At 56.0% G+C, this 14,617-nt stretch carries 15 protein-coding genes; 5 read left to right on the top strand and 10 right to left on the bottom strand.

What is annotated here, in order from left to right; genetic code table 11:
• Positions 1–170: 170 nt before the first annotated feature.
• Positions 171–572 (top strand): PPOX class F420-dependent oxidoreductase, encoded by a 402-nt coding sequence (locus tag DVH23_RS17370; protein WP_114578710.1) that lies wholly within the window; start codon positions 171–173, stop codon positions 570–572.
• Positions 573–701: 129 nt separating this feature from the next.
• Here the strand turns inward: DVH23_RS17370 and DVH23_RS17365 are convergent, their stop codons facing one another.
• The 4 genes from DVH23_RS17365 to DVH23_RS17350 all read right to left on the bottom strand — a co-directional run bounded on the left by DVH23_RS17365 (position 702) and on the right by DVH23_RS17350 (position 4,252).
• Positions 702–1,931, bottom strand: coding sequence for a nitrate/nitrite transporter (locus tag DVH23_RS17365; RefSeq protein WP_114578680.1), 1,230 nt, complete (start codon positions 1,929–1,931; stop codon positions 702–704).
• A 569-nt stretch (positions 1,932–2,500) separates the two neighbouring features.
• Complete coding sequence (locus DVH23_RS17355; protein ID WP_114578678.1) at positions 2,501–3,019, bottom strand: helix-turn-helix transcriptional regulator; 519 nt, start codon at positions 3,017–3,019, stop codon at positions 2,501–2,503.
• Positions 3,020–3,028: 9 nt separating this feature from the next.
• Entirely contained in the window at positions 3,029–3,313 is a 285-nt protein-coding gene (locus DVH23_RS23745; protein WP_157972467.1) for a hypothetical protein, read from the bottom strand.
• 498 nt (positions 3,314–3,811) lie between these two features.
• On the bottom strand, positions 3,812–4,252 hold the full coding sequence (locus DVH23_RS17350) for an SWIM zinc finger family protein (protein ID WP_114578677.1): 441 nt from the start codon (positions 4,250–4,252) through the stop codon (positions 3,812–3,814).
• Positions 4,253–4,429: 177 nt separating this feature from the next.
• Between DVH23_RS17350 and DVH23_RS24360 the strand changes: the two genes are divergently transcribed.
• Together DVH23_RS24360 and DVH23_RS17340 are read left to right on the top strand one after the other, a co-directional pair.
• Complete coding sequence (locus tag DVH23_RS24360; RefSeq protein WP_198667981.1) at positions 4,430–4,831, top strand: hypothetical protein; 402 nt, start codon at positions 4,430–4,432, stop codon at positions 4,829–4,831.
• A complete protein-coding gene (locus DVH23_RS17340) occupies positions 4,828–5,220 on the top strand; it encodes a PIN domain-containing protein (protein ID WP_114578676.1) in 393 nt (130 codons plus the stop codon). The genes DVH23_RS24360 and DVH23_RS17340 overlap by 4 nt, the downstream gene beginning before the upstream one ends.
• Positions 5,221–5,262: 42 nt before the next feature.
• On the opposite strand, the gene DVH23_RS17335 is transcribed toward DVH23_RS17340, so the two are convergent.
• Positions 5,263–5,835, bottom strand: coding sequence for a dihydrofolate reductase family protein (locus tag DVH23_RS17335; RefSeq protein ID WP_114578675.1), 573 nt, complete (start codon positions 5,833–5,835; stop codon positions 5,263–5,265).
• Positions 5,836–6,278: 443 nt separating this feature from the next.
• Between DVH23_RS17335 and DVH23_RS17325 the strand changes: the two genes are divergently transcribed.
• Positions 6,279–6,959, top strand: coding sequence for a helix-turn-helix domain-containing protein (locus DVH23_RS17325; RefSeq protein WP_114578673.1), 681 nt, complete (start codon positions 6,279–6,281; stop codon positions 6,957–6,959).
• 342 nt (positions 6,960–7,301) lie between these two features.
• On the opposite strand, the gene DVH23_RS17320 is transcribed toward DVH23_RS17325, so the two are convergent.
• The gene (locus DVH23_RS17320) at positions 7,302–7,598 is read right to left on the bottom strand and encodes a hypothetical protein (protein ID WP_114578672.1); all 297 of its coding nucleotides are present in this window, start codon (positions 7,596–7,598) and stop codon (positions 7,302–7,304) included.
• Entirely contained in the window at positions 7,550–9,091 is a 1,542-nt protein-coding gene (locus tag DVH23_RS17315; protein WP_232833804.1) for an HNH endonuclease, read from the bottom strand. The genes DVH23_RS17320 and DVH23_RS17315 overlap by 49 nt, the downstream gene beginning before the upstream one ends.
• 677 nt (positions 9,092–9,768) lie before the next feature.
• Here DVH23_RS17315 and DVH23_RS17310 point away from each other — a divergent pair.
• A complete protein-coding gene (locus DVH23_RS17310; RefSeq protein WP_198667980.1) occupies positions 9,769–10,896 on the top strand; it encodes a CHRD domain-containing protein in 1,128 nt (375 codons plus the stop codon).
• Between the two features lie 491 nt (positions 10,897–11,387).
• Here the strand turns inward: DVH23_RS17310 and DVH23_RS17305 are convergent, their stop codons facing one another.
• The 3 genes from DVH23_RS17305 to DVH23_RS17295 all read right to left on the bottom strand — a co-directional run bounded on the left by DVH23_RS17305 (position 11,388) and on the right by DVH23_RS17295 (position 14,570).
• A complete protein-coding gene (locus tag DVH23_RS17305; protein WP_114578670.1) occupies positions 11,388–12,320 on the bottom strand; it encodes a glycerophosphodiester phosphodiesterase in 933 nt (310 codons plus the stop codon).
• Positions 12,321–12,420: 100 nt separating this feature from the next.
• Positions 12,421–13,788: an ATP-binding protein gene (locus DVH23_RS17300; protein WP_114578669.1), complete on the bottom strand. Its 1,368-nt coding sequence runs from the start codon at positions 13,786–13,788 to the stop codon at positions 12,421–12,423.
• Positions 13,789–13,880: 92 nt separating this feature from the next.
• Entirely contained in the window at positions 13,881–14,570 is a 690-nt protein-coding gene (locus DVH23_RS17295; protein ID WP_394342642.1) for a nucleotidyltransferase domain-containing protein, read from the bottom strand.
• Positions 14,571–14,617 lie beyond the last annotated feature (47 nt).

The raw sequence follows: 14,617 nt of genomic DNA, 5'->3' as shown, positions 1-14,617 counted from the left end.
AGAACCGTTGCACAAGATTCGATCGATGTTCGCGAGGTCCGGGCGGAGATATAGATCCCCCGGACTTCGAGGACTTTTGCCGGATCGTGTTGGACGTGACCGATCATATCTCGGAGAGTGGTTGCGAACGCGGGGTACACTTCTTAGGGCGGGTCTCGTGTATGGAGGATATGGCATCGATTCCAGACGATTTCCAGGATTTATTCGAGAAGCAGACGTTTGCTCACGTGACGACCATCCTCCCCGACGAGACACTGCACTCGACGGCCGTTTGGATTGATTACGACGTGGAGGCGGACCGGTTGTTGGTCAACACTGAGCGCGAGCGCCGAAAGACGAAAAACGCCCGAAACGATCCCCGTGTTGCAGTCAGTATGACTGATCCGGATAATCCCTATCGGATGCTTTCGGTCACGGGTGAGGTCGATGAGATCACCACAGAGGGGGCGCGAGAGCATATCGACGAACTGGCACAGCGATATACGGGGGAGGATGAATATCCCAATCCCATCGAAAGTGAACGAGTCATCATTTCGATCGAGCCCACAGCGGTCAGACAGATGGAAGGGTGAGTGTCGGGCGTACGGAAATGAATGGCACAGAGAGTGACGGTATGGCACGGTCCGAAAGAATCCCCCAATCACTTCTCGCACGAGGGCGTGTGCTGGACGCGTTACGTCCTCCAGTACTCACCCCAGGAATCAGTGTCCCCCAGTGGCCGTTCCAGTTGTCGATTCAGGAAGCCGGAGTGTAAGGAGGATCACGACGACGAGTACCGCAGCTAACAGGACATAGCCTTCATCGAAGTATCCGCGGTCAGCGATGCCCCCGAATAGAACCGGGCCTGCTGCACCGAGCGTCGCTGACGTGGTTCGAACGACTCCAAGACCAGTCCCCTGGATGTCATCGTGAATCGCATCGGAGAGGAACGACTGCGTGATCGCTCCTGAGCCAAGCATCGAACTCACGAGCGCTGTCACTGCCCCAAGGAGCCAGAACCCCTCGAGGATGGGTAAGAGCGTGAGGCCAACAACGGGGCCGATCAGGACGAGAACAAGGGATCGGCGCATACCGATCCGGTCGTACGCAGCTCCGGCCAGCGGTTTGACGATGACGCCAAACGCGAAGAAGACGCTAAACAAGAGCCCAGCGGCCGAAGAAGATAACCCCTTCTGATCGACAAGATAGGTCGGATACAGTCCTGTAAACGATTGCCAAATGAGGATATACAGAAAGAGGATAAACGCGACGAACAACAAGTTTTCGCGGCGCAACCGCGCGACGATCGACGGGAGATCCCCCACTGAAATCGAATCAGCGTCAGGTTCGGTTGGTGGTTGAGCCGGCAGCACGACCCACAAGACGATGCCGACCAGCAGGAGCAACGGAATGAGAAATCCCAACCCAGCCTGCCAGGCGATCGCTGCGGCGAGCACCCCCGCAATGGGTGGGAAAATGGTCTGACCGAGATCACCTGTCGCCATCGTCACACCGAGGGCGCTTCCGATCCTGTTGGGATAGATGTCCGAGAGGATGGTAATCCGTGCAATTGGATACAGTGACTGGCCGAGACCAACTACGGCAGTGGCAGCGAACAGGAGGAGTGCTGTCGGCGCAATCAACACCCCCACAAGGGCTCCGGCGACGGTGATCGTCCCCACAGTCATGATGAGGCGTTCGCTGTACCGATCAGCGAGAATGCCGCCTGGGAGTTGCCCAAGCGCTGATCCCAGCCAGAGGATCGTAACGAGGAAGCCTGCAACGGTGAGACTCAGGTTAAACGATGTACGCAGATAGGGGAGGAGCACCGGATAGATCATGCGTGCGCCGAGTAAGATCCCCCAGCCACTTGCAACGACAAGAAGCGATCGTCCCTTTCCATCGCCCCAGAGGGCCGTCACCTCACGTGAGATACCGTCAATAACTGTCATTGAGAGACGTAGTAGGTGGAATTCTCTCGAGGACTTGTATAACGATTCCTGCCAGCTAGGTTATCGCCGGTTCGCGACGGTTTATCGATTCGGGCCGACACTGTCGGGCAGATTCGGGACACTATCTCGAAGTTCACTGAGACAGGTTTCGAGAATTGCCATCGGATTCGAATCTGTGAACGATGCGGATTCACGGTGAGGTGTTGACCACTCGTCATGGTCAACTTGAAAATGACTCGGACCCAAGTTCTCATGAGTTTCGTCTTGATGCCAGCCGCATGACCACGGAGTACCCGGCTCGTTGTACTGGATACGGAATTCGTCGCGCTCGGGATGTGGACGCCACTCGAATTCAAGCATCGCGTCGCCAGCGTCCAAATTCTGATCGATGAAGACCGCGCGATCGAGAGTCGCTTTCAGACGGACTGGACGCATCGGACTTGGATCCGCGTCCACGGCCGTTATGCCAGCTTCTCGTCGAAGTCGAGCTACGACTCGTTTGTGGACTTCATATCGATGGAGGTGTGTGTCTCCAGGAGTCGGTGAATTTCCCATTCGCGAGCCCTGAATCAGTGAGCAGATGCGAGACCACTCTCGCGGGTTGCCTCGATCGTATCGTAGAGTTGAATTGCTTGCTTGATGAGCGTGGCCTGGTGTTCGTAGTACTCCCAATCCTCTGCGTCGTGACGTCGCTGTCGGCGTTCGGATGCCGAAACATCATCACCGACGGTTGTCCGGAGTTCGTCAGCGGACTCCACATCGTAGGCGTCCTTCCACTCGTCGATATCATCTCGGATGGCACCTAATTCAGCCGTAAGCTCATCCTTTTGATACTCGTTGACGAAGTCACGGATCTGATCGAAATACTGTGTAATTGGGTCGGGATAGTAACAGGTCTCGCGGCCACGCTGGACCGTTTCAAGTTTATCCGCCTCAACGAGTTGCGTGAGATACTTTTCAGCCGTGTTTCGAGCAACACCAGCGGAATCGGCAATCTCTCCCGCGTTTTTTGGTTCACGAACCGTCATCGCAACCTCCCGAATCCGGAAGACCTTTGCCATGTGATCCGTGGTTCCTGAGTCGCTCATACACGTCGTTCAGACCTCCAGCACTATTATCCTTTTGAATCCTAGTTCAGAATATTGAATTAGTCTTGTTTTTCGCCCGTACACCGACGAACGGGCCTCGAACGGGTCGCTGCGACGCCGTTCGAAGAGAGGATTCACTGTGATCTCAACGCAACCGCTGCCGCGGTTGATCCAGTGGGGGATGGTCTGCGACTGTTCTCCAAGAAGATGCCACGATAGCCACCCGAATACATTCCGATCAGTCTCAATATCAATACCGACGACCGGGAAGAGTACGTCTAGCAGCTCACCCAACTCTGTCCGATCGTCGTCGAGACGAAAACGGGGACGACCGGTCCAGTGACCGAGACGTGAACCGTGATGCGTGATCCCGAAGGGAATGGGTTCTGTGTCCAGTCGTTTCACTAACGGCTCGAGCAAAGGCGTATTCGGTGATCCCTGTGCAGTTGAGGGGCTCATGTCGAGGCTAGTGGCGTATGAGACACCGTGTTTCCGCTGTATGAGGTGGTCGAGTTCGCTAGCGCCGACACTTGAGTCCCATCGCCTTGTGCAACATCTTTCTGAGTGGGCGGTCGACTGTTGCACAAGGTGATTACGCCGTCGAACCCTCAGCGATTCTGCCTTTAAGTATCTCTGGCGACAAGGTATAGATACGAGGCACGTTCGGTCCGGTTTGCTTCCGTTCTCACCCAACAGAGAGACGCCCGAAGAGAGGATTCGCTCGCCGAACGCCGATTAGTGGCTCCTATGTGTGCCGTCCTCCTCATCGGGCCACGCAGCGTCTCCGTCGATCTAGCACGCGGCACACGGATAGTCGCCCGGGAGCGTCGAACACGCCCAGTCCTCGGTTTCGGCATTCGTTTCGTCGACATCGTTGGTCTCGAGGACTGGCCCTTCGTCGCCGGCGATGACGAAATCTCCGCCATCAGTCGCGACACGATCCTGGGAGTGGTCCGCGGTCGCTGCCTCGAGAACGGGCTCGCGAATCGCGACGGCCACGCGGTGTTTGCAGGCGCCATCCTGGTAGGTGTCGGAGGGACACTCACACGTGACGGGAACGCCGTTCTCGATGTTCACGCGGTACGAGTGCTCGCGCTTCTCGTCGTCGCCGTAGCTCCCGTTGATCACCTGGAGGAGGCCGGGCGCTTCGAGATCGAACTCGAAAGCTTCGTACTGGGCACGTTTGGCGGTCGGTGCGTCAACGTCAAGTTCTGCGAGTGCGTTGGTCGTCATGGCTGTTGGTTCCACAAGACAGCCCAGCTCGGGTGTACTAGCACCCGGGCATTGCTACGATCAGAACGCCCCACGGAACGGGTCTGTCTCTACCAGTTCCTACGTAGGATGTCGTATTAAGTGTTTCCACTACTCACGTGGGAAACGGTTAAATCCCTCTCGAACATAGTGCCAAGTATGTCAGACACCAACCGCGATGCCGGGGGGAAGTATACGCCGGCAGTGACCGACGAGGACATTCTCGCGGCCATGACCCGGATTTCGGGACCTGTTGCCACCGCGGCCGAACTTGCCGACGTCCTTCCGATCGGGAGGCGGGCGATCCGCGAGCGGCTGGTCGACCTTGAGGAAGAGGGATACGTTGCACGTAAGAAGGTCGGCGGCCGCGCCGTCGTCTGGTGGGTTACCGACACGGAGGAGGTCGACGAGACTCCCGATTTTCGAGCTGGATTCGGGGCAGTCACCGGCACCGACTTGGCGGATGCCGTCGAGGAGGCCCGAGAGGAACTTGACCGTGATCTTCGTGCTCGCGAGCGACGGCTCTTTGGCGACGATCGCGACAGGAACGCCGACGCATGAAGGTCGTAGAGACGAGTTTTCTCGTCGATTATCTCAACGAACAATCGTATACGCTTGCGTATCTCGAGGCACACCCACACACGGAGTACGTCATCCCGACGGTCGCCCTCTACGAATTGTATGCGGGGGCGCTCCGATCGACCGACTCCGAGACGATAGGGACAATCACTGACGCCCTCGAGTGGGCTGAGCCAGTTATGTTCGACGACCCTGCCGCTCGCGAAGCGGCCGATATTCGCTCGGCATTACTCGACCGCGGCGAACCGATCCCGGCGCCGGATATCCTGATTGCCGGTGTTGCTCGTGCCCTCGAGGCTGACCTGATCGCGGCTGACGACCATTTCTCCCGGGTTCCTGGGCTCGACGTTCTCACCCCCCGTGAAGAATGAGCACCCTCGCCTTCAAGGAGCGATCGAATTGGATGAGGAAGTTCACTCTTCACTGGAGTGTTGGACCTCATAGGTTAACACCGCAAAGATATCGCCTTGTTTCTCCACACCCACGAGTTTCAGCGGTGGGGTGACGATCTTACGAGGCAGGAGTGGCGCCCCCGAACCAAGCGTGACAGGAGCAACGCTCACAATAATCTCGTCGAGGAGACCGTGATCGTGGAATTGTCCGACCAGATCACCGCCACCGACGAGCCAGACGTTCTTGCCACCTGCTGCCTCGACCATCTCCGCATGAACGGGCGCAACATCCCCGTGGACTACCTGGATGTCCGCCCCATCGACTAGCGGTATGTTCCGACTGCTAAACACCCAAACCGGGACCTCATAGGGCCATTGGTCCGGGTCCTCCAGCAGGTGTTCGTGCTCGAGGAGCCACTCATACGTCGTCGATCCCATGGCTACTGCACCAACCTGTTCTACGAACTGCGGGTAGTCGTCTTGGACACCCTCAATCTCCTCCATCGCTCCGAACTGGAAGAGCCAGTCAAGCGAGTTGTCCTCATCAGCGAGATACCCGTCGATACTCGTTGCGGTGTAGTATTGGGTTTTCATTCGTTGGTTGGTAGACCTCGATCATCGATAGAGGTGTTGTCGCCCTACCCAGATGATGACAGTGCCGACGAGTACCGTTATCGTACCAATCACCGACCACTGTACTGACCGTCCTGTGATTGATTCGCAGTCTTCGATACACAGGATCGGGTCTATCTGGACGAGTCCGAGGCCTTGAACGGCCCATAACGTCCCAAGAAGAGCAACAATGACGCCGAGGATCGACAATACAGCTGCTTTTACGTTCCAACTGGGGATACGTTGATTCTTCATCAGAGAGGAATAGCAACCGTGTACCCACGAGTGTGGTGCCGAGCATGCACCCTTCCTTTATCAGTGAACGTAGTGTCCCACCTGGTGTGAGATCAGCACGAGCGCTTCTTTCTGGGGATTGCCTCGAGACGGATCCAACAGCTCAACTGAGGTGGTGAACACTGACGAGAATGAGGTACAGTACCGTCGTTCTCTCTTTGGAAGAACACATCGGGTCAACGAACGACCAGCGACTCCAGAGAGGCCTCACCGATCCGCGAGAGGTCTGGATCGATGGCACGCTCGTCGCGACTCAGGAAGCAATACACTACATCAACCTGCTCGATGATGGCACCGTTGTTGGAATCGCAGAGTTCAGAGGTGATGCTGAGTCACTCGCAACGATAGAGAATGAGTTACCTGAGGTCATCTCTGTCACTGTGACCAGTGGTGAGACGTGGCTGGCGTATATGCACTACGAGCCTAGTGAGGTTGAAATCGCACTTCTCGAACGCATCGATACCGAACCGATCAGTATCGACTGGCCGATACGGGAGACTGATACTGGATTACAAGTCACGCTCTTTGGCGAAGAGACAGCACTTCAGGAACTGATCGCTGGCTTCTCTGACGAGGTAGATGTAACCCTCGAACGCACGGGAGAATATCACCCCGACATGGGTTCCCCAGCGGGGAAACTCACGGACCGGCAGAACGAAATCCTCCGGACAGCACTCGCCGCAGGATACTATGATATCCCTCGTCGGGCAACACAACGAGACGTAGCGACTGAACTTGGACTCTCGCGGGGGACGGTTGGGGAACATCTTCGACGAGCAGAAGCGAAGCTCATCCGGTCAATACTCCTCTAAAGATGTCATGATCATGCACATATTCTACCAGTTGCTTGGTTCTAACGGACTGACGAAACACGAACTCGTGGACGAACTCAAAGACCTCGAGTGAGAATTAGTCCTGGAGGCGAGCGACGGTCCGGCCGGCCTCTTCGACTTCCTCGCTCCGACTCATTCCGAGGCGCTCTTCTAGTTCTCGGATGTTTTGCTCGAGAGTCATATCTATAGGTCGCCCAGTCGGAGTGATAACGCTGTCGCAGACACAGAAGTCAGATCACTCGTTTGATTTCGTCGATTAGACACGAAGACACTGACAATTGGATAACACACAGCCGGCGTAGAGGACCGGAGGGAAGCCAATCAGTCGCGACCGGAGAGTGTTGTCTCGGGGTCCGTTGACGGTTCGTTCGCGGCTTGGACGCCGACAGAGACGCCGTCAGCGATGACTTTGTAGAGGATCCCCATCATCCCAGCATAGAACGCCAGGAAACTGGCGAGTCCGAGAAGGGAGCCAATGAGCGTGATAACGATGTTGTCTACCATCCCAAGGGCAATTCCCAGGATCATCCCGATTCCGGTTGCGATGCCAATGATGAAGATGTAGACGATCAAATCGAGTCCATACCGAACGCCTTCGACGACGTTGACTGTTGCCATTGCACACAGATGTGGTAATTCAATCTAAATGGCTCTTGTGGCCGATGCGGGCCAAGACCGAGTGTGTCAGAGCCGATTGATGTACCTGTTCGGCTGATTTTTCCTTTGAGTAGAGCACTGGCGGCGAATAACAGCACTCTCACGATCATACTACTTGCCTTCCACTCCTGAGATGAGTTCTGATTGAATTCGTCGCCATCTTTGCCGTGGTGGACTTGTCGGTGGCAGTTCGGACACAGAGCAACCACGTTATCGGGATGATCAGGACCACCATCACTGCGGCGGTAGAGATGATGCACCTCTAAGAACGGCTCACCGTCGGTCCTGAGGAATGGCGCCTCATTCCCACAGCCCTGGCACATGCCATCAGCAACGCGAAGGGCGTATTCTCTGACGACGTCTGATCTGGTGTAGCTAGTTCGTGTCGTTTCGGTCGTATCCTGTGGGGTGTTTTCTCCGGTGGATGTCGCTGCTCCCGTAGCCCTTTCGTAGAGGTCAGCCGTATCGAGTTCTTCGAGATCGGTGTCTGTGACTTCGATTGTGTTCTCGACCGGTTCGAGTTTGAATCGGATCGCTCTGCGGCGGTTCCCATCAGTGTCCGGAAGCTGTTCTTCGAACCAATCGACACACTCGAACTGCCCGAGGTAGGTGACGCTCCACGCTTCCTCGTTGTTCTCGAAGAGGTGGAGATCACGGCCATCCTCCTGGTGGTCACGGATCGCTTTGTTCCCACCCGTCATCTCCATATCGCCTGTCCTGCCTTCGCCGGTGTAGATGAACGTATCACCACGAAATTCGTCCTTGTACCCGTGCTCCGTGCCGGAATCACCTGTGAATAAGAAGAGGTAGGGATGCTCGGCGGAGGGGGCAATCCCACGATATCGTGCCCCACCGTACGTGTCGTGAAGGTCGACGCGGTCGTATGTGCTGCCGATCTCGAGATCGTCGAGGGCCGGTGTCTGGTCGATCGTTTCGCGGAGGAGTTGGGTTCCGAACGCCGTCAGTTCGTAATGGTCACTCTGTGAGTTCTGTTCGATCGTATCGAGTGCACGGAGCCATTCGAGGTGTCTGCCCACTACTGCCTCCGGGAGTTGATACTCGGGGTATGCCTCTCGGAGGTGTGCTTGGATTTCCGTGGCAGTAGTCGGTTGGGCGTCGAGTGTCTGGAGAATCGTTTCGAAGCCAGCGACGTTGTCGAGAAGCGCCTCAAAGACGAGTTCCGGATCACCGGTCTCTGCAAACGCTGCGCCACGAGCTGTTGGGTGGTACTGGGCGTCTTGGCTGGTGAGGAGACTAATCGAGCGCTGGAAGCCGACGTACGTTGTGATCGTGGACTCGCTCTCTGCGGCTGTATTGGATGTGAGCCAGTTCCGGAGTGCAGGTTCGTCAGGAGTGGCCTCATCGACGAATGCGAGCATGGACCGGAGATTCTCGAGTCGTTTTTCAACGCCTCCGAAGAAGCGATCCGTCGTCATCCGACGCTCGTCGGCCATACGGTCGGATCTTAGTCGGAGAGTGAAAGTTCTTCTTGCGTGGCCTACCCTATCGGGGCGAGAATCTGGACCAGTCCAGGTGACACCACGTTTCCACTATCTTGAGAGGGGATTCCTCGCCAACAGAATTCGATTTGGGCAGCCTTGTGCAACATCGGACCCTCCACCACGGTCTTCTGTTGCACAAGGTCGGACGAGGTGGAGATTCGGATTCGCCGGAGAACCCTTCGCGACGGATCGCTCCGTGACTGCTATCGTCGACTGAGCAGATTAAGCGGGATACCACGGGCTAGCGAATTATCTCTCGGAGATAAAGGAATAGGTGCGGTTCCTGTGCCCATGTCCATCATCAACGCCCATTGGTTTGCACCACCGGGCTTTCGGGCCATGGTCACACAGGCTCCACGCAGCCCCTCTGCGCTCAGTATCAGCTAGACGACACCGACAGATAGAATCGTGGGGGGGGGGTCTCTCGGTCCTTTCGATCGCCAGTGGCGGTGTCGTCGTTCTTCCAGGGTGTACCACAGGTAATGACCAGACGTCATCCTCAACTATTTGGCCTCCATCAGGTTTAGAACCCCAGTTTCATAGTAATTTACTATTATTCATACTACTTTCATGCCAGACTGAATTATAGCCACCTTTTTATGTGTGATGATAATATCTCTAGCTGCAGTATGGTACGTGACATATCACGTCGGTCAATGCTGGTCGGAACGGGCGTCGGACTTACCGGACTTCTCGCCACCGGATCACGGGTCATTGCGGATGGACACGAGAGTCCAGTGCGCATCGCCGGGGTGAACCCCCAAGAAGAGACTGTCGTGCTCGAGAACATCGGGAATGAAGCAGTTGACCTGGGTGGATACCAACTCGACTGGGAGTACGCTGATGAACAGACACAGACTGATACCTTCGATCAGGATGTGACGATCGAAGCAGACGCGCAGTTGGTTGTTTGGACTGGGTTCCAGTCAACAGAGATTTCGGACGTTGAGTACGACTATCAGATCGCAAGCTACGATCAGGGCCGAATCAATGATGAAAACCCGGACGTAATCGCGTTCCTCTCTCCTGGAGGCGAGGTCATTGCAACCAGTGACGGCGAGATTCAACCACCAGAGCCCGAGCCCCCACAGGATGATGGCGGAGACGATGGGGAATCCAATGAATCTGAGGAGAGTGAGGAGACAGAAGAAGAGTCCCAGAACGACGACGACTCTGAAACTGAGGACGAATCCGAAGAAGAGAGCGAGGAAGACAGCTCTGAAGAGCAGGAAGAGGACCAATCAGAAGAGACGGACACTGGCGAAGAATCCGAAGAGGAGGAAGAGTCCGAAGAAGAGACGACAGAAGACGAAGAATCGACGGAGCACTTCCCCCATGAGTTCGAAGCGCACCTTTCGGGGGAAGCTCACGGCGTAGAGACGGATGCATCAGGAAAGGCAGCGTTCACGGTCGATATGCATGACGGCGAAGTGGATGCACACTACGAATTAACCGTTGATAGCATCTGTAACGTCACTCAGGCACATATCCATCTCGGTGCTGAAGATGAAGACGGTCCGGTCGTCGCATGGCTCTACCCTGAAGAAGGTATGGAACCCGCATTGAACGAAGGCTTCTTCTCTGGAACGCTTGCCGAAGGCACACTTACCGAGGACGACTTGGTTAATGAGTGGGAGGGTGCCAGCATCGAAGAGGCAGAAGCGGCCTTAGAAGAGCACGCAGCCTACGTTAACGTTCACACTGAAAAGTATCCAGCCGGTGAAATTCGCGGTCAGATCGAATCCATCGACTCGTAGAGTCGCAAGCCTACCGGTTTCTACCGAACGTTTTCAGACGTTATAGGGGAATCCGGAGACCAGTTCCGAAAATATCTGGGAAGGACACTCGGCCACAATATCTTTGAATTAGTTGGAGTATTGGAGACTATGAAGATCAGTGGGATTTCTCGACGATCGTGTGTTCGGTCGCTATTGGTGGTATGCCGCTCTCCCAGGATGTACCCCAAGTGATGACCCTGATGTCGCCCTCGAATAGTCGGTATCCATCGGGTTTGAGCCCGATGTGATACCGGACAGTAGGCTTGGGTTCAGTCGTGCGATCTGAGATAATTTGAGGTGAAACAGGGACAGGAACGGCGTCAAAGAAGATGGGGGCCAATCAAACTTGAGTCGCTTCTACGTCGCCATGCTTGTTTTCCAGTTGCTCAATCACCCACTCTCTCGGCTCGGCACCTTCCTCGATGCGATAATATGCTACCCCCTCAGTGCCTTCTTCCATCATATGACTCTTACTCGAACGGACCACGGTTGCCCCGACCCGGCTTATCGTGGTGGGACTTCGTCAGTGCAAACGTCGCCATGTTCGGGTAATCGGCGATCAGCCCGTCGACGCTCAGTTCGAGGGGCTCGCTTGCTTCCCGCCAGCTATCGATCGTCCAGACGTTGACGTCCCGGCCTTCGTCATGGGCAGTCTCGACAAGGTCTCGGTCAAGGGCACCAGTCGAGACGTTCAGTGCTTCGGCATCGAGTTCGCGGGCAATCTCGAGATTCCCGGCAACGTTGCCGCCGAAGATAGGCGCGACGGCGACGCTCGAGTCGACCTCGCGCACGGCGCGGATCGCGTCAGGATCGAACGAGGACGCGTAGTAGTCGCCAGGATAGCCGGATGCAATGTCGAGCGTCCGCTCAGCGAATTCCCTCCACGAAAGCGGACCTGACTCCTTGAATTCGAGGTTCATCATCACCGGCGGCCGGACCGCTTCGAGGGTCTCTTCGAGGGTCGGGATCGTCTCTCCAGAGGAAAGCACGTCGGCCTCAAGTACCGTTTCAGCCGGCGTCTCGCCGACGAGTCCCGATTTGTCGGTAAGATCGTCCAGGGCCGCGTCGTGGAAGACGACGATCTCCCCATCACTCGTTGCGACGAGATCGATCTCGATCCGATCAGTTCCGAGTCGGGTCGAACCCGCCACGGCAGCGACCGTGTTCTGTGGAAAGACATCCCGGTACCCACGGTGGGCCGTGATTCGGACGCCTCCAGTGCGTTCCCAACCCCAGTCGTCCGCTTCGTCTCTATCTTCTTCATCCTCCCTGTCGTCATCTTTCCAGTCCGGCCATGCGGCGCCAGTACCACTGAGGCCGACAACGGCGAGTGCTGCACCGCCTCCTTTGACGAGGTTTCGTCGCGATACGACAGTCCTGATGCCCCGATTGTCTGCAGACATCACTGGATCCGATACTGACCGCCGAGATGAATTTTTATAATTTCTGTAATTTTTCTATATGGATCTATTGGATGGTCGGAGGAGAATATAGTCGACTGTTCTAGGTGACTACGTCGGACAGATTGAAGAGACAGACGTCATCCCGTCTTTCAGCGACCTGTTCAAGGTCATCAGTGTATCCCGAACGGCTGAACAGCACGTATAGCGGCTCTCCGTTTGCGGGTCTCTCCGACCACCGCACGTTCGTCGCGGTCCGTTCAAGATCAGACAGGACACCTTCGCTGACTGGGTGGGAGGTGAACTTACACTCTCCAGCGACAAGTCCCTCTGCTGTCAGACCAACGACATCCAGTTCGTGTTCTTTGAACCACCACTGCCCGACGTTCTGGAACTGTCGGTCGACGAGAATTGGGAGCGCATTCTGGCAGAGTCGTTCGAACAGCGGACTCACGTAATCCGCGAGTTCCGGTTCGACGAGTTCTTCGTACGCGTTTTCGTCGAGCATCCGAAGCTGATCTTGGGTGCCGTAGACGAATCGGAACCAAAACCGGAACAGCGGGGCGGCGATCCGATACCGGCCGCGTTTCGATGAAGTCGGTGATTCCGTCACGGGAATGTGGCGTTCGACGAGGCGGAGTCGGCGGAGCTTCTGAAGGTACGTGCTGAGTGAGCCCGACTCGATGCCGGCCATTCCTGCAATTTCGTTTGGAGCGCGGCGTCCGTGGGCGAGTGCACGGAGGATACTGAAGTACGTGTTCGGCTGCCGGAGCTCAGTTCGGAGCAGGAATTCTGGCTCGGAGTACAGGAGTCCACGTTCCGACAGGATCGACTGCTGGACGTTCTGTGCCAACTCTCGGTCAGGGTCGATGGTCTGGAGATAGTATGGTGTCCCGCCGTAGATCGACCATGCGGTGAGAGCGGTTTCAGGGTCGTATTCCGGGAAGAATTGCCGTGCGTCGGTGACGGAGAGTGGTTTGAGATCGATTGTGGCTGTTCGTCGCCCATACAGCGGCGCACTCCCCGAGAGTACCTTGTCCTCCATGACGCTAATTGAAGAGCCGACGAGCACAAGCGTCATCCCAGTCTCCTGTAACTCGAGATCCCAGACACGTTGGAGCCGAGACGGAAGTGACTCGTCTTCCTCAATGAGGAATGGGAATTCATCAATAACGACGACTGCATCTTCCCCACCGAGCGCTTCGAGGAGCGCCTCCCAATCACGGCGGACGTTCCGAAGCGAGGAAAACTCTGCAGTCGCTGTCTCCACGAACTGCTCACGCTGGTTTTGTGCCGTTGACTCGACTGCTTGATAGTAGACGGCATCGTCCCGCTCAGCGATGGACTGACGGACGAGTTCGCTCTTCCCTAGACGGCGTCGTCCATAGATCACGACGAAATCTGCCGTCTCAGACTCGTAGCAGTCCGTCAGTTGATCGAGTTCGACGTCCCGATCAACGAATCGTCCCATATATCCAGGAGCACGTCCTCACAAATAGAACCCTCGATTTTGGAAATCTAGATTTCAGAAATCATGATTTCTTGTTGGAATCAGAGAGAAAATCAGTCATTAGCCATCACTTCCTTCCGGAGCGAGTGCAAGCGCTCAGTGCCATACATGGTAAGCCCCTCTGTGAAGATCTCACGGAGTTTTGAACGAGCCCGGTGCGCATTTTCGACGGATTCCACGTACCGCTCGAATTCAAACCGGTCACCATCGAACCGTTGGTCACGGAGATCAGCAACAACATCCGTGACAGCACGCCGAGCACTCGTTCGATCACCCTCAATGACCACGAAGACGTCAATGTCGCTTTGACGGTCAGCCTCACCCCGAGCGACGCTTCCGAATACAATGATACCGAGGAGGTCGTCGACATCGTCTGTATTAGCGACCGCCTCCTGAACGGTGGTCACAAAGGCTCGAACTGGAGCGTGGTACTCCGATTGTGGAATCGCGAGTATCGGATCGTCCTTCTGGAGACGGTCCGGGTCGATCGAAACGTAGTTTCGTTGTGGCGTCTCTCGAATTCGAACGGCGCCGATAGTGTCCAAGAGGTCGACAGCCCGCCAAACCGTCGACCGAGTTACATCCGTTGCGTCGACGAGCTCAGGAATCGTGAACTCCGCGTCGTGGGCATCGGCTAAGAGCCGGACGATATCGTCTGCGGCCCCAATGCGAAAGACCCTGGTATCCGCCTCGGGATAGGCATCGATGCAGATCGTTATATCTTGTTGCGCTATTTCAGACACTGTCTTATTATATGCAATGACATATAAACGAATGGCGGCATCAAGGT

The organism is Saliphagus sp. LR7, assembly GCF_003344565.1.
In the GTDB taxonomy this organism is placed as follows: domain Archaea; phylum Halobacteriota; class Halobacteria; order Halobacteriales; family Natrialbaceae; genus Saliphagus; species Saliphagus infecundisoli.
Note: the sequence above shows the minus strand (reverse complement) of the source record. Positions and strands in the feature narration are given on the sequence as shown.